Source organism: Streptomyces glaucescens, from assembly GCF_000761215.1.
GTDB lineage: Bacteria > Actinomycetota > Actinomycetes > Streptomycetales > Streptomycetaceae > Streptomyces > Streptomyces glaucescens_B.
The window spans coordinates 5,009,672-5,033,125 of the sequence record NZ_CP009438.1 but is presented as its reverse complement, the minus strand read 5'-3'; the positions used below and the strand labels follow the sequence as shown (position 1 = coordinate 5,033,125).

Annotated in this window: 22 protein-coding genes; 12 read left to right on the top strand and 10 right to left on the bottom strand. The window is 73.5% G+C overall.

The window, feature by feature from the left end:
- Positions 1-428: 428 nt before the first annotated feature.
- From SGLAU_RS21925 to SGLAU_RS21915, 3 genes are all read right to left on the bottom strand, one after another.
- Complete coding sequence (locus SGLAU_RS21925; protein ID WP_043503923.1) at positions 429-2,177, bottom strand: DUF3492 domain-containing protein; 1,749 nt, start codon at positions 2,175-2,177, stop codon at positions 429-431.
- Between the two features lie 210 nt (positions 2,178-2,387).
- A complete protein-coding gene (locus SGLAU_RS21920) occupies positions 2,388-3,995 on the bottom strand; it encodes a DUF3152 domain-containing protein (protein ID WP_043503922.1) in 1,608 nt (535 codons plus the stop codon).
- Positions 3,996-4,003: 8 nt separating this feature from the next.
- Positions 4,004-4,993: an alpha/beta fold hydrolase gene (locus SGLAU_RS21915; protein WP_043503921.1), complete on the bottom strand. Its 990-nt coding sequence runs from the start codon at positions 4,991-4,993 to the stop codon at positions 4,004-4,006.
- Positions 4,994-5,238: 245 nt separating this feature from the next.
- On the opposite strand from SGLAU_RS21915, the gene SGLAU_RS21910 reads away from it, so the two are divergent.
- The 4 genes from SGLAU_RS21910 (at position 5,239) to SGLAU_RS21890 (ending at position 7,391) form a co-directional block, all read left to right on the top strand.
- Entirely contained in the window at positions 5,239-5,463 is a 225-nt protein-coding gene (locus SGLAU_RS21910) for a hypothetical protein (protein WP_043503920.1), read from the top strand.
- Positions 5,464-5,728: 265 nt separating this feature from the next.
- On the top strand, positions 5,729-6,373 hold the full coding sequence (locus tag SGLAU_RS21905; RefSeq protein ID WP_043503918.1) for a TetR/AcrR family transcriptional regulator: 645 nt from the start codon (positions 5,729-5,731) through the stop codon (positions 6,371-6,373).
- A 146-nt stretch (positions 6,374-6,519) separates the two neighbouring features.
- Positions 6,520-6,747 (top strand): DUF3107 domain-containing protein, encoded by a 228-nt coding sequence (locus SGLAU_RS21900; protein WP_043503917.1) that lies wholly within the window; start codon positions 6,520-6,522, stop codon positions 6,745-6,747.
- A 374-nt stretch (positions 6,748-7,121) separates the two neighbouring features.
- On the top strand, positions 7,122-7,391 hold the full coding sequence (locus SGLAU_RS21890; RefSeq protein ID WP_043503914.1) for a hypothetical protein: 270 nt from the start codon (positions 7,122-7,124) through the stop codon (positions 7,389-7,391).
- Between the two features lie 122 nt (positions 7,392-7,513).
- Here SGLAU_RS21890 and SGLAU_RS21885 read toward each other — a convergent pair whose 3' ends face one another.
- Positions 7,514-8,275, bottom strand: a complete 762-nt coding sequence (locus SGLAU_RS21885) for a ferritin-like fold-containing protein (protein WP_043503911.1) — start codon at positions 8,273-8,275, stop codon at positions 7,514-7,516.
- 604 nt (positions 8,276-8,879) lie between these two features.
- Between SGLAU_RS21885 and SGLAU_RS21880 the strand changes: the two genes are divergently transcribed.
- Positions 8,880-11,507: a DEAD/DEAH box helicase gene (locus SGLAU_RS21880; protein ID WP_043503910.1), complete on the top strand. Its 2,628-nt coding sequence runs from the start codon at positions 8,880-8,882 to the stop codon at positions 11,505-11,507.
- An 80-nt stretch (positions 11,508-11,587) separates the two neighbouring features.
- Positions 11,588-12,466 (top strand): alpha/beta fold hydrolase, encoded by an 879-nt coding sequence (locus tag SGLAU_RS21875; RefSeq protein WP_043503909.1) that lies wholly within the window; start codon positions 11,588-11,590, stop codon positions 12,464-12,466.
- A 46-nt stretch (positions 12,467-12,512) separates the two neighbouring features.
- Here SGLAU_RS21875 and SGLAU_RS21870 read toward each other — a convergent pair whose 3' ends face one another.
- Positions 12,513-13,418, bottom strand: a complete 906-nt coding sequence (locus SGLAU_RS21870; RefSeq protein ID WP_099052847.1) for an NYN domain-containing protein — start codon at positions 13,416-13,418, stop codon at positions 12,513-12,515.
- Positions 13,419-13,648: 230 nt separating this feature from the next.
- Here SGLAU_RS21870 and SGLAU_RS35715 point away from each other — a divergent pair, with 230 nt between their 5' ends.
- Positions 13,649-13,801: a hypothetical protein gene (locus tag SGLAU_RS35715; RefSeq protein ID WP_086173025.1), complete on the top strand. Its 153-nt coding sequence runs from the start codon at positions 13,649-13,651 to the stop codon at positions 13,799-13,801.
- A gap of 179 nt (positions 13,802-13,980) precedes the next feature.
- Here SGLAU_RS35715 and SGLAU_RS21865 read toward each other — a convergent pair whose 3' ends face one another.
- The 4 genes from SGLAU_RS21865 to SGLAU_RS21850 all read right to left on the bottom strand — a co-directional run bounded on the left by SGLAU_RS21865 (position 13,981) and on the right by SGLAU_RS21850 (position 17,100).
- Positions 13,981-14,586: a MarC family protein gene (locus tag SGLAU_RS21865; RefSeq protein ID WP_043503907.1), complete on the bottom strand. Its 606-nt coding sequence runs from the start codon at positions 14,584-14,586 to the stop codon at positions 13,981-13,983.
- A 77-nt stretch (positions 14,587-14,663) separates the two neighbouring features.
- Entirely contained in the window at positions 14,664-15,524 is an 861-nt protein-coding gene (locus tag SGLAU_RS21860) for a PHP domain-containing protein (RefSeq protein ID WP_043503906.1), read from the bottom strand.
- Between the two features lie 170 nt (positions 15,525-15,694).
- Positions 15,695-16,336 (bottom strand): DUF6758 family protein, encoded by a 642-nt coding sequence (locus SGLAU_RS21855; protein ID WP_043503905.1) that lies wholly within the window; start codon positions 16,334-16,336, stop codon positions 15,695-15,697.
- 179 nt (positions 16,337-16,515) lie between these two features.
- On the bottom strand, positions 16,516-17,100 hold the full coding sequence (locus SGLAU_RS21850; RefSeq protein WP_043503903.1) for a suppressor of fused domain protein: 585 nt from the start codon (positions 17,098-17,100) through the stop codon (positions 16,516-16,518).
- Between the two features lie 509 nt (positions 17,101-17,609).
- Between SGLAU_RS21850 and SGLAU_RS21845 the strand changes: the two genes are divergently transcribed.
- Positions 17,610-18,725, top strand: a complete 1,116-nt coding sequence (locus tag SGLAU_RS21845) for a magnesium and cobalt transport protein CorA (protein WP_043503902.1) — start codon at positions 17,610-17,612, stop codon at positions 18,723-18,725.
- 53 nt (positions 18,726-18,778) lie between these two features.
- Complete coding sequence (locus SGLAU_RS21840) at positions 18,779-19,291, top strand: hypothetical protein (RefSeq protein WP_043503901.1); 513 nt, start codon at positions 18,779-18,781, stop codon at positions 19,289-19,291.
- Between the two features lie 27 nt (positions 19,292-19,318).
- Here SGLAU_RS21840 and SGLAU_RS21835 read toward each other — a convergent pair whose 3' ends face one another.
- A complete protein-coding gene (locus SGLAU_RS21835; protein ID WP_208868931.1) occupies positions 19,319-20,068 on the bottom strand; it encodes a hypothetical protein in 750 nt (249 codons plus the stop codon).
- Positions 20,069-20,257: 189 nt separating this feature from the next.
- Between SGLAU_RS21835 and SGLAU_RS21830 the strand changes: the two genes are divergently transcribed.
- The 3 genes from SGLAU_RS21830 to SGLAU_RS21820 are packed head-to-tail and all read left to right on the top strand — an operon-like array spanning position 20,258 to position 23,346.
- Positions 20,258-21,541, top strand: a complete 1,284-nt coding sequence (locus SGLAU_RS21830; protein WP_043506892.1) for a magnesium transporter MgtE N-terminal domain-containing protein — start codon at positions 20,258-20,260, stop codon at positions 21,539-21,541.
- Entirely contained in the window at positions 21,531-22,169 is a 639-nt protein-coding gene (locus SGLAU_RS21825) for a DUF1003 domain-containing protein (RefSeq protein WP_043503900.1), read from the top strand. The genes SGLAU_RS21830 and SGLAU_RS21825 overlap by 11 nt, the downstream gene beginning before the upstream one ends.
- Positions 22,170-22,212: 43 nt before the next feature.
- Positions 22,213-23,346: an Mrp/NBP35 family ATP-binding protein gene (locus SGLAU_RS21820; protein WP_043503897.1), complete on the top strand. Its 1,134-nt coding sequence runs from the start codon at positions 22,213-22,215 to the stop codon at positions 23,344-23,346.
- Positions 23,347-23,454 lie beyond the last annotated feature (108 nt).

Sequence of the window (23,454 nt, the reverse complement as noted above, 5' to 3'; positions counted from 1 at the left end):
GCGTGACCCGGCACCCGGGCCCGCGTCCGGCCTCTCCCCCGCCTCCAGCTCTGCGTGAGCGTCCGCGGGCCTTCCCGCGACCGCGACCCGGTGACCGCCCACGTCCGGGCCGTCAGCCGCACGCCTCGGATCTCCCGCATTCAGCCGACCCCCGGGGAAACCCTCGCGCGCCACCTCGCCCCGGCCCTCGCCCTCGCCCTCGCCGACAAACCGGCTGCCGCCGATACCCCGGCTGGCGCCGACACCTCGGTCCACACGGGCCCCCCGGCCCTCGCCCGCGTCCCAGCCCTCGCCCGCTTCCACGCCGTCCGCCGGATCAAGGCCCTCGCGCCCGCCCGCGCCCGGGTCCGTCGTCAGCCACTCCTCCGACCGCGTGTCCCAGGCCCCCGGGCTGCCGGGGGTGCCGGGCCGGTCCAGGCCGAGGTCGCTCATCGGGCCCCCTCCACACCGGGTACGGCGGCCACCGCGGCGGCGCGGGCCCGCACAGGGGCCCGCTGCCCGGCCCAGCCGGGTCCGCGCCGCGCGACGCCCCGCAGCGCCGGGTCGGTCCACCGTCCGGCCATCCGGGCCTCGGCGGGTACGGCGAACGGCAGTGGCTCTCCGTCGGCGTCGAGGACGACCCGGCGGACCGGGCACCGCGCGACGGTCTCCAGGTAGAGGCGGTGGAACGCCGCGACGTTCTGCTCCACGGTGAACAGTTCGAGCGCCCGGGCGCGCGCCGCGGCCCCCAGGCGCGCACGGCGCTCGGGGTCACGCAGCAACGCCACGCACGCCTCCGCGAGCGCCCTCGGGTTGCGCGGCGGCACCACGAGCCCGGTACCGCCGATCACCTCGACGACGGCACCGACGTCGGTGGACACGGTCGCCCGGGCGCAGAACATGGCCTCGACGAGACTGACCGGCCAGCCCTCGACGACGCTGGACAGCACGGTCACCGCACCGGAGGCGTACGCCTCGGCGGGGGTGGGGGCCTCCGGCCCGCCGATCTCCGCGAAGCAGACCGGGTTGTCGCCGACGGCGTGCGGCCCCTCGGCCTCGTCGGGGAAGAGCTGGGCGGCGAGTGCCCGGCAGTGGGCGAGGTAGGCGGCGCCCTCCGCGCCGGTGGGAGCGCCGAGGATCCTCAGCCGGGCGTTCGGTGCCTGCGTCCGGATCTGCGCGAAGGCGTGCAGCAGCGAGACGAGGTCCTTGGCCGGTTCGATCCGTCCGACCCAGACGAGCGTGCCGGGGTCCGCGGTGTCCGGCGCCTCGCCCACCTCGGTGAAGGGGGTGGCGTCCATGCCGGGGTGGACGGTGTGCAGCCTGGCCCGGTCCGCCCCGCACCGCTCCTGCCAGCGGCGGGCGTGTGCGTTGCCGGGGGTGATCCGCTCGGCCCGCCGGTAGATCTCGGCCGCGAGCCGGGCGTGGAAGGCGGCGACCAGGGCCCGGACGGCGGGCGCGGCGTCGGTGGCGGCCAGGTAGTGCGTGCGCAGCCGCACCCCGTGCTCGGTCACCAGCAGTGGTACGCCATGGAAGTGCCGGGCGAGCAGCCCGGGCAGGGCGGCCGCGCCGCCGGAGGTGGCGTGGCAGAGGTCGGCCGAGCCGAGCCCGTCGTCCTCGTACCAGCCGAGCGAGAGGGGGCGCAGGGCGCGTTCGAGGTGTGCCGCGACGGTGAGCAGCTCCGGCACGCGTGCCTCACGCGCCGTGCGCGGCGCGCCGGGCGCACGGCAGGCGCGCTCCAGAGTGCGGACGGCGGCCTCGGACCTCAGTGCGCCCGCCAGCCCGCCCTCCGCACGGGCCAGCTCGGCGAGCCCGTAGAGAGCGTTGGCGAAACGGTCCGCCTGGGGGGCGGACGTCTCCTCCGCCCGCTCGGCGCGTGCCGCGGGCGCCGGTGGCGCGGCCTCCGTGGACCCCGCGCACAGGACGGCGGCCAGCTCTCCGTACGCCTCCGTGAAGCGCCGGCGCGCGCGTCGCCCGTACGCCGTGCCGTCGTCCTCCGCCGTCCACAGCGGCGCCGTACGGACCCTGCGGACCTGGGGCGGCAGCGGGACCCGGCCCTGGGCCTCCTGGCGCTCGTCGCGGCTGAGCGCGTAGACGTCGAACTCGTGCTGCCCGAGCCCGCGCACCAGCCGGTCGCACCAGAGCCCGGCGTCACCGTCCACGTACGGGTAGCCACCCTCCGTAAGCAGTCCCACGCGCACGAGTGCACCCCCGATCTCCCGTTTGGGGAGCCGCCGTCGGCCCGGCGGCTCGCAGCGGGACGAACGTATGCGGACAAGCCGGTGGCGCGACGGACGGTTGTCCATCGCGCCACCAAAAGGGGTGAACGGCCGTAACTTTCCCGTGCGGACGGCGTTCCCTCGCGCTAGGGGATCACCCCGGCGGGCCGCCCGCGCGGACCGTCGTCCGCGTCAGCTCGCCGGGTACGGCCAGGGGTTCGGCTTGCAGCGGATGCCGTCGTGCTCCAGGAACTTGGTCTGCTGCTGCATCACCGGCGCGAGATCGCCGTCCTTGTCGCAGGTGACGTGGGAGTAGCCGAGCCGGTGACCGACCTCGTGGTTGATCAGCATCTGGCGGTAGGCGTGGATGTCGTCGCCGTACGTCTCCGACCCCTGCGCCCAGCGGTACGCGTTGATCATCACGCGCTCGGTGGCCGCGGAGTCGCACGAGACGTTGTCGACCGTGGTGTCCAGACCGGACTTCGCACACCAGTCCGCGGTCGTGCCGGGGCTGGCGAGCGTGATCACGAAGTCGGGCTCGCCCGAGTGGATGCGCTCGAACGTGCGGCCACCGTTGTGCGCCCAGCTGCGGTCGTCGTTGAGCGTGCGCTGCACGGCCTGCGCGAACAGCTCGCCGTCCAGTCCGAGCCCCTGCTCCACGTCCACCCGGTAGGTGTACTTCTGCCCGGCCCCCGGCGCCTTGTCGATCCCGGGGACCGCGTCGAAGGTGCCGGGACCGTCGAGCGACGCGCTCAGCGGGTAGGTCATCGCCATCTTCTGGTAGTACGTCAGCGGCACCGCGCTCGGCGACCCGCTGGGCGTCGGCCGGCCGTCCCCGCGCGAGGCCGGGCCATGGGCGCCCCGGGCCTGGCCGGTGGCGGCCTGCGACGCGACGGAGCCGTGGTCCGGTCCCTCGCCGACCTGCCCGGCGACCACCACGGCCAGCACGGTGGTCACCGCGGCGGCGGCGACACCGGTGAACGTCCGGCCCCTGCCGCTCCCGCCGCCACTGCCGCGCGCGGGCTCGCCGTTGCGCGGACCGCCACCGCCCGGGGTGCCGCCCGCAGGGGCGTCGTCCCGGCGGCTGCCGGAGGCGTGCGGTTCGGCCCCGGCCCCGGGCGCGCGGGAGGGGAAACCGCCGTCGGCCCCGCCGTCCGCGTCGAAGGCGTCGAGGTAGTCCTGTCGCGGCGCCCGCGGACCTCCCCGTCGTGAGGTCGGCCGCGATCGGGGTATCCCGGCACCGCCGGACGGAGCCGGGGCACCTTTCAGCTCACCCCAGCCGCCACCGGCCTCCCGCTGCTCGGGGTGCCCACCGCGAACCTGGCGCGCACCCCGCGCGGGGGTGCCGTCCGGGAACCGGGGCGTGCCCTGCGCCGGTGTGCCGCCGGCCTGCGGCACACCGCGTGGAGGAGTCCTGTCGATATGGCGCGGCACACCACGCGGGGGCGTCCCGTCGCCATACCCCGGTACGCCGCGCGGAGGGGTCCCGTCGCCATACCCCGGCACACCGCGCGGAGGAGTCCCGTCGGCGTAGCGCGGCGCACCGCGCGGAGGGATCGCTTCCGCTCGCCCGGGCACCCCCCGCGCCGGCATTCCGTCCGGCAGTCGTGGCACCCCGCGCGGAGGCGTCCCGTAGGAGAGGGGAGACTCCCCGTGCCCGGGCATCCCCGGAGGGACCGCCCGGGGCGCTCCCTCCTCACCCTCGGCGGGACCGGTCTCCGAGGCCCTTCGTCGGCCCGTAGGGCCGGCGCCCGCGGTCTCGTCCTTCGGCGCCGGACCGCGGCGGCTGTGGCGTCCCACGTCGTCTCTCAGCTCCCCGCACTCACGGTCCCGGCGGCACCACGCGCGGCCTGGTCGGCCAGCAGGTCCCGGAACGCCCCGGCCACCGTCTCCGGATACTCCATCATCGCCACGTGCCCGGCGTCCGGCAGGGTCACCAGACGGGAGTCACGGAAGGTGCGCGCCGCCTTCTGGGCCATGCGGAAGCCGATGAGCTGGTCGCGCCCGCCGTAGACCAGCAGGGTCGGCGCGAGCACCCGTTCGGCCTGGCGCCACAGCGCGTGCTGTCCGCCGAGGGTGTACGCGTTGACGATCCCGCGCGCGGAGCGTGCCATCGCGTCCCAGAAGTACGGCAGCCGCAGCCGCCGCTCCATCTCCTCGACCGCGTTGCGGAAGCCCTCGGGCGACACCCGCGTGGGGTCGCCGTAGCAGAGCGCCATGACGCCGCGGACCCGCTGCTCCGCCGTCCAGCCCCTGGTGTACCGGGTGAACAGCGCGGCCACCCCGGGCAGCGCCAGCAGCCCCGTCGGGACGGCGCTGCGCTGGACCCGCAGTTCGGGCAGCGCGGGCGAGACCAGGGTCAGCGTGCGCACGAGGTCGGGCCGTACCGCGGCGACCCGGGTGGTGATCGCTCCGCCGAGGGAGTTGCCGACGAGGTGCACGGGGCCGCGGCCGGACGCGTCGAGGTAGCGGATCACCGCGCGCGCGTGCCCGGTGACCGAGTAGTCGCCGTCGTCCGGGGGTGGCGAGTCGCCGAAGCCCGGCAGGTCGAGGGCCTCGTTGTCGACGATGTCGTCGAGCAGCGGCATCATCGCCGACCAGTTCTGCGAGGAGCCGCCGAGGCCGTGGACGTAGAGCGCCGGCGGCAGCCCTTCGCGCGCGGGCGGCCGGGAGCGGACGGTGAGGGTGATCCCCGGGAGCTGGACCGACCGCAGCCGCTCGCCCTCCGCGACCCGGACGGGCGCCACCTTCGGGAGCACGTTGGCGGGCGGCACGAAGGCGGGCTCGGTCGAAGACATGCGGCAATGTTACGAGGTGATCACGTCGTGATTCGTGTGTTCGCCGTCACAGACGCAGAGTCGTTTCGGCAAGCCACCCCGGCAGGTCACCCCCGCGGAGGTGAGCGGGTTGCCGGTGCGCGTGGTGTGACGATCCGGACGCGGATCGCATAGCGTCCGGATCGGGTGTCTCCTAGGCTCGTACAGAGGGCACCCGCGTGTGGCCCCTGTTTTCCCCAGGGACGTTCGTAGGAAGGGAGCCCACCATGGCCGTAGATCCGACCGACCCCGAGACCTTCGACAACGGCGACGGCGACGAAGTGAGGGAGTTCGGCGTCGAGGCGCCCGAGGTCGACGCGGCGGAGCAGCACGCAGAGGTGAAGCCGGACCGCGACGACCCGCTGACCGGGGTGAACCCCGACCGGGCGAACGAGGCCGATCTCGTCGAGCAGGCCCGGGTGGTCGCCCTCGACGAGGACGACTACCGGTGACGGCCGCGCGGGCGCGGGGGGCCGGCCGGAGGGCGGCCCCCGCGCCCCTGCGGGGCCGGCCACCAGCGCCCGGACCCCGCGCCGGGCGCCGCTGAGCAGGAGCGGGGCCGTTTTTTGCCCGCTCCGCGATTGTTCGAAACTTTTGCGCGGCTTTCGTCACCGTCCGGTCCGTGAAATTCTGCGCTCGCACCGCGCACGACACGGTTACCGAAAAGTACGATGGCGGCGCGGCGCACACCGCATGTGGACGATTTTGGGAGGCGGCGTGACAGCCATCGAGCAGACAGAGGCGGCACGCCCGCGGGGTACGCGCCTGCCGCGCCGTGCCCGACGGAACCAGCTGCTGGGCGCCGCCCAGGAAGTCTTCGTGGCACAGGGCTACCACGCGGCCGCGATGGACGACATCGCCGAGCGCGCCGGCGTCAGCAAGCCGGTGCTCTACCAGCACTTCCCGGGCAAGCTCGACCTGTACCTCGCACTGCTGGACCAGCACTGCGAGTCGCTGATCCAGGCCGTGCGCAGCGCCCTGGCGTCGACCACGGACAACAAGCAGCGCGTACGGGCGACGATGGACGCGTACTTCGCCTACGTCGAGGACGACGGCGGCGCGTTCCGCCTGGTGTTCGAGTCGGACCTGACGAACGAACCCGCCGTGCGCGAGCGCGTCGACAAGGTCACCAACGAGTGCGCGGAGGCGATCTGCGACGTCATCGCCGAGGACACCGGGCTCTCCCGCGCGGAGTCGATGCTGCTGGCCTCGGGACTGGGCGGGCTCGCCCAGGTGGTGGCGCGTTCCTGGCTGCACAGCGACCGCAGCGTGCCGCGCGACCAGGCGGTGCAGCTGCTGGCGTCGCTCGCCTGGCGAGGCATCGCGGGCTTCCCGCTGCACCACAGCGAGCAGCAGCACTGACACCGCGGGCGGGGGCCCGTTTGTTCCCGGCGGCTGTTCGCTCATGGCGTTCTCGCGTGGAGCGTGCGGGTCCCCTCACCGGGCTAATGTGTGCTGGGTACGGCGCGGACGCCCGCGCAACACTGACCGTTCGGAGGGACATAGCCGTGGAGGTCAAGATCGGCGTGCAGCACGCGCCCCGCGAGATCGTTCTGGAGAGCGGTCAGAGTGCCGAGGAGGTCGAGCGGGTGGTGGCCGAGGCGCTGGCCGGCAAGTCGCAGCTGCTGAGCCTCGTGGACGAGCACGGCCGCAAGGTCCTCATCCCGGCCGACCGCCTGGCCTACGTGGAGCTGGGCGAGCCGGCACCGCGCAAGGTGGGCTTCGGCGCGCTCTAGGCGGCGAACCGAGTACGGAATCGACGGCCCGCCGGGTGGGAGCACCCGGCGGGCCGTCGTGTTGTGCGCGCCCTCGCCCTCGTGGGTGCGCCGACGTGCGTGCCCTCGTGCGTGAGCGCCGGCGTCTGCGTGCGCACGCCGGCGCGACGGCCGCCGTACACGCCGGGCATGACGTGCGCGCCGTACGTGCCCGGGGCGGGGTCGGCGCCGTAGGTGCCCAGTACGGCCTGGACGCCGTATGTGCCCGGCGCGGCGTGGGCGCCGCCCGCGGGGACGGACATAAGTCGCCCAAAGGGGAGGATTGCATTCCGCAGGTCAGGGGTAGGACGGGCGGTAACCGTTAGGGCAGGACGGTCAGGTGGGAGGACCCTTACATGCTCTTGGAAGCCTTCAGCTCCGCGATCCTCGGCCTCGTCCTGGCGTGGGCGTACGCCCATCGGCTGCCGCACCGCCTCCCGGCGCGCCCCCTGGTGCTGTCGACCGGTGTCGCCGGTGCGCTCTTCGGCGCCTTCGTCGCCCGTAGCGCCCTGGACGCCGGGGGCTTCCTGCTGGCGCTCGTCGGGGCCGCCGTGGTCTGCGTCGCCTCGCTGTCGCTGCTGCTGCGCCCGGCGGGAAGACTCCGCCGGCACTCGGCGACGGCCTGAGCCGCCGCCGGGCCCGGACCCGCCCACGGCGACGGCGACGGCGAAGGCACCGGAACGAGCCGCACGGGCACGACCGGGACCACCCTGGCGGACGGTGACGGCCACCGTGCGGGCGGCTCCTCCTAGGCGGCCAGTCCCAGCGCCGCCATCCGCTTGGTGTGCGCCTCGGTGATCCGGGAGAACATCCGGCCGACCTCGGCCAGGTCGAAGCCGTCGGCGACCCCGCCCACCAGCATCGTCGACAGCGCGTCGCGCTCCGCGACCACCCGCTGCGACTGCGACAGGGCCTCTCCCATCAGCCGTCGCGCCCACAGCGCGAGCCGCCCGCCCACGCGCGGGTCGGCGTCGATGGCGGCCCGCACCTTCTCGACGGCGAATTCGGCGTGCCCGGTGTCGTCGAGCACGGCCAGCACCAGCTCCCGGGTGTCGGAGTCCAGCCGGGCCGCCACCTCGCGGTAGAAGTCGCTGGCGATCGAGTCGCCGACGTAGGCCTTGACGAGGCCCTCCAGCCAGTCCGAGGGCGCGGTCTGCTTGTGGAAGCCGTCCAGCGCGGCGACGAACGGCTCCATGGCTGCGGTGGGTTCCTCGCCGATCTCCGTGAGCCGGCCGCGCAGCCGCTCGAAGTGGTGGAACTCGGCCGACGCCATCTTCGCCAGCTCCGCCTTGTCCGCCAGGGTCGGCGCCAGCTTGGCGTCCTCCGCGAGCCGCTCGAACGCGGCGAGCTCCCCGTACGCGAGCGCGCCCAGCAGGTCCACGACCGCCGCCCGGTAGTGCGGGTCGGCGGAGGCCGTCGCCCAGTCCTGGGCGGCGACGCCGGTGGGGGCGGCGGCTTCGGGGGTCTCGGCGGCGTGCGCGGGGTTGTCAGAGCTCGTCATGAAGCGCACAATAGCCCGCCCACCGCGCCGGGGAAGTCCCTGGTCATTCACTGTGACCACGACGACGCGCGGGACCACCCGGCTGACCGCGCGCCGGCCCGACGCCGGCCGTTCGACGACCGGGCGAGGACCGCCCGATGACCGGGAGAGGACCGCGCGATGACCGCGCCGTCGACTGTGACGACGACTACGTGACCGAATCGGCCATCGCATGTGCGCGAATCCGGGGTATGGTGGTAATGCGCCTGCTGGTACGTCGGCTGATTCCGCCGTGCCTCGACAGGCCGCACGTATGAGGATGCCCGGTCGGTGGCCCGATCGGCTCCGACCCGACAGCTCTCCCTGACCGTACGGCACCACGCGTACGACGATCGGAGGGAACCCTCAGCGGTACGAGCGCTAGAGCGTCGGCGCGGTCCCGTGCCCCACGGCCCGCCCGTAAGGCAGCCGACGTCCCCGGCACGGTCTGACACGACCCCCCGCGCTCGCCTCGCACCGCCCACACAGAAGAGGCAGCACCCTGACTACGACGTTCCGAGAGCTCGGGATCCTCCCCGAGACCGCCGAGGCCCTGGAAGCCGTCGGCATCGTCACCCCGTTCCCCATCCAGGAGATGACCCTCCCCGTCGCCCTCGCCGGCACGGACGTCATCGGCCAGGCCAAGACCGGCACCGGCAAGACGCTGGGCTTCGGCCTTCCGCTCCTCGAGCGCGTCACCGTCCCCGCCGACGTGGAGGCCGGCCGCGCCCGGCCCGAGGACCTGACCGACGCGCCGCAGGCGCTCGTCGTCGTCCCCACGCGCGAGCTGTGCACCCAGGTCACCAACGACCTGCTGACCGCGGGCAAGGTGCGCAACGTGCGCGTCGTCGCGATCTACGGCGGCCGGGCGTACGAGCCCCAGGTGGAGGCCCTGAAGAAGGGCGTCGACGTGGTCGTCGGCACCCCGGGCCGGCTGCTCGACCTCGCGGGCCAGAAGAAGCTGGACCTGAGCCACGTCAAGGCGCTCGTGCTGGACGAGGCCGACGAGATGCTCGACCTGGGCTTCCTGCCCGATGTCGAGAAGATCATCAACATGCTCCCGGCCAAGCGCCAGACCATGCTGTTCTCGGCGACCATGCCGGGCGCGGTCATCGGCCTGGCCCGCCGGTACATGAACCGGCCCACGCACATCCGCGCCACGGCGCCGGACGACGAGGGCGCCACGGTCGCGAACATCAAGCAGTTCGTCTACCGCGGGCACTCCATGGACAAGCCGGAGATGGTCGCCCGCATCCTCCAGGCCGAGGGCCGCGGACTGGCGATGATCTTCTGCCGCACCAAGCGCACGGCCGCCGACATCGCCGAGCAGCTCCAGCGCCGCGGCTTCGCGGCCGGCGCGGTCCACGGCGACCTCGGCCAGGGCGCCCGCGAGCAGGCGCTGCGCGCCTTCCGCAACGGCAAGGTCGACGTCCTGGTGTGCACCGACGTCGCCGCGCGCGGCATCGACGTCGAGGGCGTCACCCACGTCATCAACTACCAGTCGCCCGAGGACGAGAAGACGTACCTGCACCGCGTCGGCCGCACCGGCCGCGCGGGCGCCAAGGGCACGGCGATCACGTTCGTCGACTGGGACGACATCCCGCGCTGGCAGCTGATCAACAAGGCGCTCCAGCTGGACTTCCACGACCCGGTGGAGACGTACTCCACCTCCCCGCACCTCTTCGAGGACCTCGGCATCCCGGCCGGCACCAAGGGCGTCCTGCCGCGCGCGGAGCGCACCCGCGCCGGGCTCGACGCCGAGGAGCTGGAGGACCTGGGCGAGCCGGGTGGCGGCCGCAACCGCGGACGTGGGGGCCGGAGCGGCCGCCGGGACGGCGGCGAGGCGTCCCGCCCGGCCGACCGCGAGCGCTCGGAGCGCACGCCGCGCCGCCGCCGGCGTACGCGTGGCGGAGCCCCGCTCGACCCGGCCGCGCAGGCGCCGTCCGGCACCACCGCGCCGGAGACCCCGGCCGTCGACGCCGCCGAGCCGGTGACCGCGCCGCGCACCCCGCGCCGCCGTCGCCGCACCCGCGGCGGCGCCCCGGCGGAGCAGCCGGCGACGACCGCGACGGTCGAGGTGGCGGCCCCCGCCACCGAGTCCGCCGAGGCCGCGGTGACCACCGCCGAGGGCCCGGGACCGCTGGACGCGCCCGAGACGCCGGCGAAGCCGCGCCGCCGCCGCACGCGCCGGTCCGCCGAGACGGCGACGACCGCGACGGCCACGTCGGTGGCGACGGCCGAGCCCGTGACGGCTCCCGCGGTCGTGACGACCGCCGAGCCGGCCACGACCGCCGTGCCGGAGCCGGAGTCACGGACCGCGCCCGCGGAGGCCCCGGAGCCGGCGGCCAAGCCCCAGCGCACGCGCACCCGCAAGGCCGCGGCGACCGCGCCGGAGGAGACGGCTGCCGACACCGCCGAGGCGGTGGAGGCCAAGCCCCGCACCCGCCGGACCCGCAAGGCCGTCGAGCCGGCCGAGGCCCCCGAGGTCACCGCCGTGGAGACGGCCGAGGCCGCCGAGGCCGGGCCGAGGACGCGCCGGACGCGCAAGGCGGTCGAGCCCGCCGGGGCGCCGGTCGTGACCGAGGCGGAGGCCGAGGCGAAGCCGAAGCGCACCCGCAAGGCGACGGCGGCGAAGGCGGAGGCCGCGGCCGACACCGCCGAGGGCACCGAGGCCAAGCCCACGACCCGCCGCACCCGCAAGACCGCGGCGAGCCCCACCGCCGAGATCCCGGCCCAGGCCACCACGGAGGCCGACGCGGAGGCCAAGCCCAAGCGCACCCGCAAGGCGACGGCGGCGAAGGCGGAGGCCGCGGCCGACACCGCCGAGGGCACCGAGGCCAAGCCCACGACCCGCCGCACCCGCAAGACCGCGGCGAGCCCCACCGCCGAGGCCCCGGCCGCGGCGGAGGCCCCGGAACCCGAGGCGAAGCCGAAGCGCACCCGGAAGACCGCGGCGGCCAAGGCCACGGAGCCCGCGACCGAGACGGAGACCGAGGCGAAGCCGAAGCGCACCCGCAAGGCCACCGCGGCCAAGGCGGAAGCCGCGGCCGACACCGCCGAGGGCACCGAGGCCAAGCCCACGACCCGCCGCACCCGCAAGACCGCGGCGAGCCCCACCGCCGAGATCCCGGCCCAGGCCACCACGGAGGCCGACGCGGAGGCCAAGCCCAAGCGCACCCGCAAGGCGACGGCGGCCAAGGCCACGGAGCCCGCGGAGAGCTGACCGGCAGGCACCACGCGACGGCCCGGCCCCACCTCACCCAGGTGGGACCGGGCCGTCGTCGTCCCCGCTACCCTCCCCCCGTGACCGGCCCCGCTCCTCTCGCCCCGCCCCCCGGCGCCCGCGCCTGCCGACTCCGCACCGACCGCGGCGACTTCGCCGTGGTGGACGTGCCCGCGCCGCCGGGTGTCGAGCAGCGCGGCGTCGCCCTGCTGCTGCCCGGCTTCACCGGCAGCAAGGAGGACTTCCACCTCATGCATGAGCCGCTGGCCGCGCGCGGGTACCGGACGGTCGCGGTGGACGGCCGCGGGCAGTTCGAGTCGAAGGGGCCGCTGGACGACGAAACCGCGTACGCGCAGCGCGAGTTGGCACGGGACGTGCTGGCGCAGGCCGCGGCGCTCGACGCGGGTGCCCCGGTGCATCTCCTCGGGCACTCCCTCGGCGGGCAGATCGCCCGCGCGGCCGTGCTCCTCGATCCCTCGCCCTTCGCCTCCCTCACCCTCGTCTGCTCCGGTCCCGCGGAGATCTCCGCGGCACAGCGGGACCGGGTGAAGCTGCTGCGGGACGCGCTGGCCGTGATGCCGATGGACCGGGTGTGGGAGGCGATCCTGGCGATGGGCGACCCGGAGGACGTGGGCGGCCCGGCCCGGGGCCTGGGCGGCCCGGAGCATTTGCGCCGCCGCTGGCTCGGGCACTCGCCGGCGCAGCTGGCCGCCACCGGGCAGCAGTTGTGCACGGAGCCGGACCGGGTGGACGAGCTGGCCGCCGTGCCGCTGCCGTTCCACGTGCTGTCCGGCGTGCGGGACGGGACCTGGCCGGTGCCGCTGCTGGACGAGATGGCGTCGCGGCTCGGCGCGCACCGCACGGTGGTGACGGGCGCCGAGCACTCGCCGAACCTGGACCGGCCGCTGGTGACCGCCCGCGCGGTGGCCGACTTCTGGGACCGTCACCGGGCACGCTAGGCGCGCTGTCCGGAGGGAACGTCACCAGCCTCCGCGGACCGCTCACCTAGTACTGCGACTGGAGGTGGTCCCAGAACCCGTCCCGCAGTGCCCGGCGCAGGTCGGCCTGGCCGCGCAGGGAGTACTGGAGGATGCCTTCCGCCTCGACCAGCAGGTCCTGGTCGACCGAGCCGGGCAGGTAGGGGTGGCCGGGCATCAGCTCGACCAGCGCCTCACGGCCCCGCGCGGACAGCCATTTCGCCGCGATCTGCGCACCGGCGAAGCGGACGTCCTCCCGGGTGGGCCGGGCGGCGGCCGTGGCGTCGTAGGCGGGGGCGGTGCGGCGGGAGACGTACGGCTTGAAGAAGTCGAGGTCGAGGGTGCGCTGGCTGTCGACCTCCCAGAGCAGCGGTTCGGCCTGGTTGCGCCCTTCGGGTGCCTCGATGCCCCACAGGTGCACCCGCGCGCCGTACCCCTGCGCCGCCTCCACGGCCGACACCAGGTCCTCGTCGCCGCCGAGCAGGGCCGCGTCGCTGATGGCGCGGTGCCGGGCCAGGGACTCCAGGTCGGTCCTGATCAGGGAGTCGACGCCTTTCTGCTGGTTGTTGGCGTTGAGGTTGCCGAGGCGGACCTTCACGTCGGGCAGTTCGGCGATGGTCTGCTGCTCGGCGGTGTGGATGCGGCGCCGGGCACCGTCGTACCAGTAGACGCGCAGCAGCCGGCTGTCGGCGAAGACGGTGCGGGCCCGGTCGATCAGGGCGTCGATCAGCCCTTCGGCGTCGAGGTCGAACGCCCGCCGGTCCTCGGTGCCGGCGACGAGGCGCCCCGCCGCCGCGTAGAGGTAACCGGCGTCGACGAAGATCGCGTGGGTGGAGGGCGTCTTCGCCACCTCGGCGAGCATCCGCTGGAGCAGCTCGTTCGTTCGGTCGAGGCGGTCGGCCAGCGCCGAGAGGTCGTCGTTCATCGGTTCCATTGTCCAGTTCGTCACGGTGTGAACACAACCGCTCCCGGTCGGTCCCGGAAGGTCACAGGAGAGGACGCTTACCCGTCAGTAATTAGTTGTTCGAAAAATTTCTTTAGCGTAGGGAATGTTTGTAACAGACACCGCGTTGCATCCGTATGGAACACGGGGCACCGTCGCTTCGTGGGACACCCACCCCAGTAGTTCTCCTCAGGGAGGATGACCAGACGAAGGGAGAAGCCATGCGCTTCGAGATTCTGCGACTCGACGACGTCGACGGTACCCCCGTGGACACCACCGTCGTGGACGCCGCCTCCGTCAACCGGATCGTTCAGCAGGCCGCCGCGATCGGCCAGCGCCTGTGGATCCGCCCGGCCGAGACCCCGGCTTCATAACCCAGATGCTTGAGGGCCCCGTACGGCATGACAGCCGTACGGGGCTCTGTCGCATCCACGGGCACTGGGCGCCCTTCACGGGCGCTCGGCACCGTCCGCGGGCGCTCGGCACCCTTCACGGACCTCGCACCATCCACGGCGCCCGGCACCCCTCAGGCGCCGGAGACCGCCCGCGGTGCTCAGCTTCCCTGGATCACCTGGGTCACGCCGTTGATGATCTGCTGTACCGCAATCGCGGACAGCATCATGCCCGCCAGCCGGGTCACCAGCACCACACCGCCGTCCTTGATGACGCGGATGATCAGCAGCGAGTAGCGCATCACCAGCCACAGCACGACGTGGATGGCGAGGATCGCCATCCACACCGACACCTGCAGGCCGACGCTGTCGGCCTTCTGCACGGCGAGGATGACGGACACGATCGCGCCCGGACCGGCCAGCAGCGGCATGCCCAGCGGCACGAGGGCCACGTTGACGTCCTTGGTCTGCTTGGGCTCGTCGGTCTTGCCGGTGAGCAGGTCGAGCGCGATCAGCAGGAGCAGCAGCCCGCCCGCGATCATCAGCGCCGGCACCGACACGTGCAGGTAGTCGAGGATCTGGTGGCCGAGGACGCCGAAGACGGTGATGACTCCGCCGGCCACGCAGACGGCCTGCAAGGCCATCCGCTTCTGCACCTTGGCGGGCCGCCCGGCGGTCAGGCCGAGAAAGATCGGGGTGATCCCAGGGGGATCCATGATGACAAAAAGGGTCAGGAACAGGGAGCCGAAGACGGCGATGTCGAACATGGGAGTGCTGAAGGCCTTGCGCTGAAAGGGAGAAGGGGGGCGAACGCAGTGGTGGAGCGGGGCGGCGAACCGCGCCCTCAGATCGCTCCGCCGGTCCCCGGCACGGGGAACGCCCCGGTCGCCCGCCGGGTGATCTCCCCGTACACCTCGGGGTCGGTCGTGTACTCGCCGAGCACACACGTCTTGCGGCTGCCGTGGTAGTCGCTGGAACCGGTGACGAGCAGCCCGAGCTCCTTGGCCAGGCCGCGCAGCCGCGCCCGGGTGTCCGGGTCGTGGTCCATGTGGTCGACCTCGATGCCGTCCAGGCCGGCGGCGGCCAGCTCGGCGATCGTGGACTCCGGCACCGTGCGGCCGCGCTTGGCGGCCCCGGGGTGCGCGAAGACGGTGACCCCGCCCGCGCCCTTGACGAGCCGGATGGCCTCGAAGGGGTCGGTCTCGTGCTTCTCGACGTACGCCCGGCCGCCGTCGGCGAGCCAGTCCTGGGTGAACGCGTCGCTCACGGTGGCCACGACGCCCAGCTCGACGAGGGCGGAGGCGACGTGCGGCCGCCCCACGGAACCGTCCCCGGCGATCCGCGCGACCTGCTCCCAGGTGACGGGCACGCCCAGCTCGTTCAGCCGGGCGATCATGCCCTTGGCGCGCGGCACCCGGTCGTCGCGCACCAGTTCCCGCTCGGCGAGCAGGGCGGGCTCCTCCGGATCGAACAGGTAGGCCAGCATGTGCATGCTGATCCCGTCGACACGGCAGGACAGCTCGGCCCCGGTGACCAGGGTCAGCCCCGGCGGCAGGGCGGCGATCGCCTCGGCGTGCCCGCGGGTGGTGTCGTGGTCGGTCAGCGCGACCACGTCGAGCCCTGCCGCGGCGGCCTCGCGCACCAGTTCGGCCGGGGTGTCCGTGCCGTCGGACGCCGTGGAGTGGCTGTGCAGGTCTATGCGCACGACGCGAACTCCAGGCGGTCACGGACAGGTGGGACACCCAAGGATGAGTGGGGACACCCAAGGATAACGGGAATCGGGACCCCCCTGTCACACCCGCAACCGGGATGCGCCCTTTACAGCCGGGTGACACCGCTCACCCCGAGGACCGTGCTCGCCGGCACCCCGCGGGGCTACGGTGAGAGCAACCGCGGCGACAGCGCCCCGCAGGGGACGAGCTCCATCTCCGCGCCCGCGTCCCGCAGATCCGTCAGCACCAGCTCGTCGTACATCAGCAGCCCCGACTGCTCCGGCCAGGCCACGGCCCACAGCCACAGCCCGAGCGCCTCGCCGGCGAACACCGCGCGGTCGTCCGGCGTGCCGGTGACATGCCAGAGCGGGGTGGGCCGGCCGGCGGCGAGCACCTTGGCCTGCGGCGGTTTCTCGACGTCGACGTACGGTCCGGGATCGGGTCCGTCGACGCCCGCGTAGCGCGCGCCGAGCCCGACACCCAGCTCCTCCGCCACCAGGATCAGCTCGCCGGCACCGCCCAGCGGGCTCGGTCCCGAGCAGGCCAGAGCGGTGGCGCGCCCGCCGCTGCGGTCGTCACCCGCGCAGAGCACACCCGTGTAGAGCCAGCCGATCGGCAGGGGCCACGGCATCCACACCGGCACCTGCGCGCGACGCACCACGACGGCGAGGGCCTCGACGCTGGGCGGGACCACGGGCTGCAGCGGGTACACCGCGCCGTGGACATCGCACTGCCAGGAGTCGGCGAAGAGTCCGGGCGCCCTGACCCGGCCACCGCACTTCGGGCAACTGGGTTCGCCCCTCATAGGGCCCCACGGTCCTACCCCCGCCGCGTCACGTCAAGGACGATCACCCGTCCGGGCGGAAACCCGGTGCCGCCCGGTGCCGGTGCGTCCGGCGCCGGGGCCGGGGCGCCGGGGGGTGCGCGACGGAGCCGCCGGCGTGTGCCAACCGGTCCGCCCCGGACCGGGGTTGGCGGGTCGGGTCACCCGAGCGGAACGGACGCGCGCCGCGGATCGCGCAGGTCCGTCCCGTGGTTCAGCCAGCGCTCCTGGAGGGCCTGGGCGCCGTGCACCCGCTTCCAGGCCGCCTCGTTGGGGGTCATCGGCAGCAGCGGCAGGAACCGCACGGGGTCCATCGGCGCGTCCAGCTCCAGGTCCTCCACCAGACCGCCCGGCTCGGCGACCAGCACGGAGGTGAAGGGGGCACCGGGCCACAGCGGATCGCCCACGTCCAGGGAGGCACCGGGGGCCACGACCACTCCCTCGACCTGCGGGGACGCGGCGAGCACGGCGAGCGGGCGGAGCACCTTGTCGGTGTCGGCGAGCCCGGCGCGCACGGAGAGCACCAGCTCGACACGGGGGCCCTTCACCGGATCGGCGAGCATCGCCGTGGGGTCGGTCATGGGCTGGGCGGACATGCCGAGGGTGGCGTAGCGGACGATGTCCCCCTCCTGGAAGCGCAGCACCTCGATGCGGTCCGTGCCGAGGAAGGTGACCGCGGCGCGGGCGTCCGGCTCACCCAGCGCGCTGCGCAACCGGGCTTCGACCAAAGGGAGAACATCAGCCATGCGGCGAGCATAGAACTCGTCAGCACCAGGCAAAGCAGCGCCTTGACACTTCAGTCGGCTGATACTCTTGGCCGGTGGTCGGGCAGCACGGGTCAAGCGTGCGAGTCAAGTCCCGACGCCACGGGAACCCTCTAGGGGGTTGGGATCGTCCCTCACCAGGGACCGGCCGGAGGAGGTGGGGCTGTCATGGATCGAAGTCGACCGTGCAGTACCACCCGCTCTTCCGGCCGCTGATGTAGCTGCTCTGGCTCTGGCTGGCTGCCGCCTCTCGCATACGCGTCTTCGTCCGGGTCACCCGGAAGAGCACTTCGTTTCGCTGTACCTGATCTGTCTGTTCTGTCTGGTCTGCATCAGCAGCTGACTCAGTAGCGAAGCTCGCCACCGCGACGGTGCGGTGCTCCCCGCTTTGTGGACGTGCCAAACATCCGCAGTGAAAACAACGTCCTCATTCCGGGTAGTTCCACCCGTCGTCGGCGGTCTTTCGTTGCCCGTTGCGAAGGAGCCTGCCCATGTCGATGATTCGCGACCTGCGCGCCGCCGTCCGCCCGTCCCGCCCCGCGCTGCGCAAGGACACCGGCGGCTACGACACCACCCGCGACCCGGCGACCTCCTCCGCCGTCGTCGACTGCGCCGTCTACCGCGACGGCGCCCGGGTGCAGACGCCCGGGACGCTCGCGCCGCAGGAGGCGATGCGGCTGGTCCGCCGCGACGGAGGCTTCGCCTGGATCGGGCTGCACGAGCCGACCGAGTCCGAATTCGCCGGGATCGCCAGGGAGTTCGGGCTGCACCCGCTGGCCGTGGAGGACGCCGTGCAGGCCCACCAGCGGCCCAAGCTGGAGCGCTACGACGACTCCCTCTTCACCGTCTTCAAGACGATCCACTACGTCGAGCACGACGAGCTGACCGCCAACAGCCAGGTGGTGGAGACCGGCGAGGTGATGTGCTTCACCGGCCAGGACTTCTTCATCACCGTCCGGCACGGCGGCCAGGGTTCGCTGCGCGGGCTGCGGCACCGGCTCCAGGACGACCCGGAGCTGCTGTCCAAGGGGCCCTCGGCGGTGCTGCACGCCATCGCCGACCACGTCGTCGACGGGTACATCGCCGTCGCCGACGCGGTGCAGGACGACATCGAGGAGGTGGAGACCGAGGTCTTCTCGCCGGGCCGCAAGGGCACCCCGCGCGGCACCGACGCCGGGCAGATCTACCAACTCAAGCGCGAGGTGCTGGAGTTCAAGCGCGCGGTGTCGCCGCTGGTGCGGCCGCTCCAGCTGCTGAGCGAGCGGCCCATGCGGCTGATCGACCCGGACATCCAGAAGTACTTCCGGGACGTCGCCGACCACCTGGCCCGGGTGCAGGAGCAGGTCATGGGCTTCGACGAGCTGCTGAACTCCATCCTCCAGGCCAACCTGGCCCAGGCGTCCGTGGCGCAGAACGAGGACATGCGGAAGATCACCTCGTGGGCCGCGATCATCGCCGTACCGACGATGGTGTGCGGGGTGTACGGGATGAACTTCGACTACATGCCGGAGCTGCGGTGGAGGTTCGGCTACCCGATGGTGCTCGGCATCACCGCGATGATCTGTTTCGGCATCCACCGCACGCTGAAGCGCAACGGCTGGCTCTGAGCCGCCCGCAGCGCGCCGGACGGCCGTGACCCCGCCTCGATAGGCTGGGGCCCATGACAACCGAGCTGCTCGACCGGGCCCTCGTCGAGGAGGCCACCAAGAAGTCCGGCCTCGTCTGGGTGAAGGCACCGGGTGTGCCCGCCCGCGCGCTGTGGCACGTCTGGCACGACGGCGCCGCCTGCGTGGTCGGCGACGGGCCGGGCGAGCAGCCGCTGGCCGGGCTGGCCGACGGCGTCACGGCCGAGGTGACGGTGCGCAGCAAGGACAAGGGCGGCCGGGTGGTGGTCTGGACGGCGGCCGTCGTGGAGCCGGCCCCGGGGTCCGAGGCGTGGGAGGCCGCGGTCGCCGAGCTGAAGGGCAAGCGGCTCAACGCCCCCGACGGCGAGGCGATGACCGAGCGCTGGCGCCGCGAGTGCCGGGTGCTCCGGCTGGAACCGACGGGTGGGACGCTGCCGCTGCCCGACGGCTCGCTGGCCGAGGCGCCGCTGCCCAGTCCGGCGACGACCCGCCGGGCGATCCCCGCCGCGCTGCCGCGGCTGCTGCTCAAGCGGCGCAAGCGGACGTAGACCCACCGGGGCCCCCGGGCCGCTCCCCTACGACGTCGGCAGCTGCTTGCCGTAGTCGACCGTCTCGCTCTTCGCCGGCTCGGCGAGGGGGAAGTCCTTGCCCCAGGCGGAGAACGTCAGGGTGCCGGCGCCGCCGCCGCGGACCAGGCGCAGGGGGTACGGCGTGCCCTCCAGGGAGACGTCGAGGGTGCCGCCGGAGCCCTGGTCCCCGGTGATGCGGACGGTGCGCACCCCGGACCGCTCGTGACGGCCGTCGGTCTCCAGGGTGCCGTGCAGGGTGAGCAGGCTGTCCAGGAGCACGTCCTTGTCGGTGAAGCCGCTGAACCGCTGGTAGGAGGGGTCGCCCTCGGGCACCTTGACGTACTTGCCGCCGAGCTTGTCCGCGGCGGCGTCCCCGGTCCCGCCCGCGCCGCCCTCCGGGTTCCAGAAGGCCGTGTCCGCCTTCAGGTAGAGCTGCTCCCCGATCCGCAGCAGTTCGAACGACGCGCCCTGCGCGGTGACCGACCCGGTGCCGCCGTCGTCCTTCAGCCGCATGTCGAGCTTGTAGGTGCGTCCGCTGGTGACCACGGTCCCGGACAGCCGTACCGCCCCCGCCGCCTTCGCGGCCGCCAGCGTCCTGGCCTGGATCTTCTCGGGGGGCAGCTTGCCCACCCCGTTGGTGCCCGCGTCCGGGTCCTCGCTGCTGCACCCCGTCAGACCCACCGCCGTCGCGGCCAGCGCGCACAGCGCCCTCACCAGCGTGGCCCGGCGGGTACGGCCCAGGGGAATCGCGGTCACAGGTGGCGCTGCCTTTCTCACGGCGTTCCGGTCGGCGTACCGCAGGGTACCGGGGTGCGAAGGTCCCGGCGGAGCCGGACCGTACGGACCGCTCACCAGGGCGTATCCGATCCGGACGGGCTAGCCTGAAGCCCACCCGAACGGGCAACCCGGACACCACCGGGCGGGACGGAAGCGGAGGTGCGGAACATGGCAGGGGTCGCTCCCCGGATCTTCGTCTCGCATCTCGCGGGGATCGCCGTCTTCGACCCCACCGGCGACCAGGTGGGCCGGGTGCGGGACCTCGTCGTGATGCTGCGGGTCGCCCGGCGGCCCCCGCGGCTGCTCGGCCTGGTCGTCGAACTCGCCACCCGCCGCCGCATCTTCCTGCCCATGACCCGGGTCACCGGCATCGAGTCCGGCCAGGTCATCACCACCGGCGTGCTCAACGTCCGGCGGTTCGAGCAGCGCCCCACCGAACGGCTCGTCTTCGGCGAGCTGCTGGACCGGCGCGTCACCCTCGTCGAGACCGGCGAGGAGGTCACCGTGCTGGACCTGTCGGTGCAGCAGCTCCCGGCCCGGCGCGACTGGGAGATCGACCGGGTGTTCGTCCGGAAGGGGCGCAAGGGCGGTGCCTTCCGCCGGGCCAAGGGCGAGACGCTGACCGTCGAGTGGTCGGCGGTCACCGGCTTCTCCCTGGAGGAGCACGGGCAGGGCGCCGAGAACCTGCTCGCCACCTTCGAGCAGCTGCGCCCCGCCGACCTGGCGAACGTGCTGCACCACCTCTCCCCCAAGCGCCGCGCGGAGGTCGCCGCCGCCCTCGACGACGACCGGCTCGCCGACGTCCTGGAGGAGCTGCCGGAGGACGACCAGATCGAGATCCTCGGGAAACTGAAGGGCGAGCGCGCGGCCGACGTCCTGGAGGCCATGGACCCGGACGACGCGGCGGACCTGCTGGCCGAGCTGCCGAAGGACGAGCAGGAGCGGCTGCTGAGCCTGATGCAGCCGTCCGACGCGGCCGACATGCGCCGGCTGATGTCGTACGAGGAGCACACGGCCGGCGGTCTGATGACCACCGAGCCGATCGTGCTGCGCCCGGACGCCACCGTCGCCGACGCGCTGGCCCGGGTCCGCAACCCCGACCTCTCCCCCGCGCTCGCCGCCCAGGTCTACGTCTGCCGCCCGCCCGACGAAACCCCCACCGGCAAGTACCTGGGCACCGTGCACTTCCAGCGGCTGCTGCGCGACCCGCCGTACACCCTGGTCAGCTCGCTCGTCGAGGACGACCTCCAGGCGCTCGCGCCGGACGCCGCGCTGCCCCTGGTCGCCGGGTTCTTCGCCACGTACGACATGGTGGCGGCACCCGTGGTGGACGAGTCGGGGTCGCTGCTGGGGGCGGTCACCGTGGACGACGTCCTGGACCACATGCTGCCGGAGGACTGGCGGGAGACCGAGTTCCACCTGGACGAGGGGACGGCCGCCCATGGCGCCTGAGCGGGAGACGGCCCGGGAGGTCCGCGAGCGCGACCGGATGCCCGCCGGGGCCACCGCGACCGCCCGCCCCCGGGCCCGGCTGGACCTGCCGCGTCCGCCCCGGCCGCGGCTCCTGCCCGAGTGGGACCCGGAGGCCTTCGGGCGGCTCTCGGAGCGGATCGCGCGCTTCCTCGGCACCGGCAGGTTCATCGTCTGGATGACCTTCGTCATCATCGCGTGGGTGCTGTGGAACGTCTCCGCGCCGCCCGCGCTGCGCTTCGACGAGTACCCGTTCATCTTCCTGACGCTGATGCTGTCGCTCCAGGCCTCCTACGCCGCCCCGCTGATCCTGCTCGCGCAGAACCGCCAGGACGACCGCGACCGGGTCAACCTGGAGCAGGACCGCAAGCAGAACGAGCGGTCGATCGCGGACACCGAGTACCTGACCCGGGAGGTCGCCGCCCTGCGGATCGGTCTCGGCGAGGTGGCGACCCGCGACTGGATCCGCTCCGAGCTCCAGGACCTGATGCGGGAGCTGGAGGAGCGCACCGACGGCCACCACGGCAGGGACGACCGGCACGGGCGCGGGGACGGAGCGCGCGTATTCCCGGCAGATCGGTCGGCGGGACGTGACGTAGACGACCGCTGACGGGCTTTCCGGGGCCCCTGTGCGGCGCCGTACCATCGTCTCTATGGCTACGGAAGACGCGGTGCGCGAGGCACTGGCGACGGTGAACGACCCCGAGATCAACCGACCCATCACCGAGCTGGGAATGGTCAAGTCGGTGGACATCGGGGCGGACGGCACGGTCGCCGTCACCGTGTACCTGACGGTCTCGGGCTGTCCCATGCGCGACACGATCACCCAGCGCGTGACCGAGGCGGTCTCCCGCGTCGAGGGCGTCACCCGCGTCGACGTCACGCTGGACGTGATGAGCGACGAGCAGCGCAAGGAGCTGGCGGCGGCGCTGCGCGGCGGCCAGACCGAGCGCGAGGTGCCCTTCGCCAAGCCCGGCTCGCTGACCCGCGTCTACGCGGTCGCCTCCGGCAAGGGCGGCGTCGGCAAGTCCTCGGTGACGGTCAACCTGGCGGCGGCGATGGCGGCCGACGGCCTGAAGGTGGGCGTGGTCGACGCCGACATCTACGGCCACTCCGTACCCCGCATGCTGGGCGCCGACGGACGGCCCACCCAGGTCGAGAACATGATCATGCCGCCGTCGGCGAACGGCGTGAAGGTCATCTCCATCGGCATGTTCACCCCGGGCAACGCTCCCGTCGTCTGGCGCGGCCCGATGCTCCACCGCGCTCTCCAGCAGTTCCTCGCGGACGTCTACTGGGGCGACCTGGACGTCCTGCTCCTGGACCTGCCGCCCGGCACCGGCGACATCGCGATCTCCGTCGCCCAGCTCGTCCCGAACGCCGAGATCCTGGTCGTCACGACCCCGCAGCAGGCCGCCGCCGAGGTGGCCGAGCGGGCCGGGTCGATCGCCGTGCAGACCCACCAGAAGATCGTCGGCGTGGTCGAGAACATGTCCGGTCTGCCCTGCCCGCACTGCGACGAGATGGTCGACGTCTTCGGCACCGGCGGCGGTCAGCTGGTCGCGGACGGCCTGACCCGCACGACGGGCACGAACGTCCCCGTCCTCGGCTCCATCCCGATCGACGTCCGGCTGCGCGAGGGCGGCGACGAGGGCAGGCCGGTCGTGCTGACAGACCCCGAGTCCCCGGCGGGCGCGGCGCTGCGCGCGATCGCGGGCAAGCTGGGCGGCCGCCAGCGCGGTCTGTCGGGCCTGTCGCTGGGGATCACCCCCAAGAACAAGTTCTGAGCACGCCCGGCGGGGGCAGCGCGGACCCCGCCGCACGGGGCCGCCCGGACCCCGCCGCACGGGGCAGCGCGAAATCTGCCGGACAGGGCAGCGCGGAACGAGGCCCTG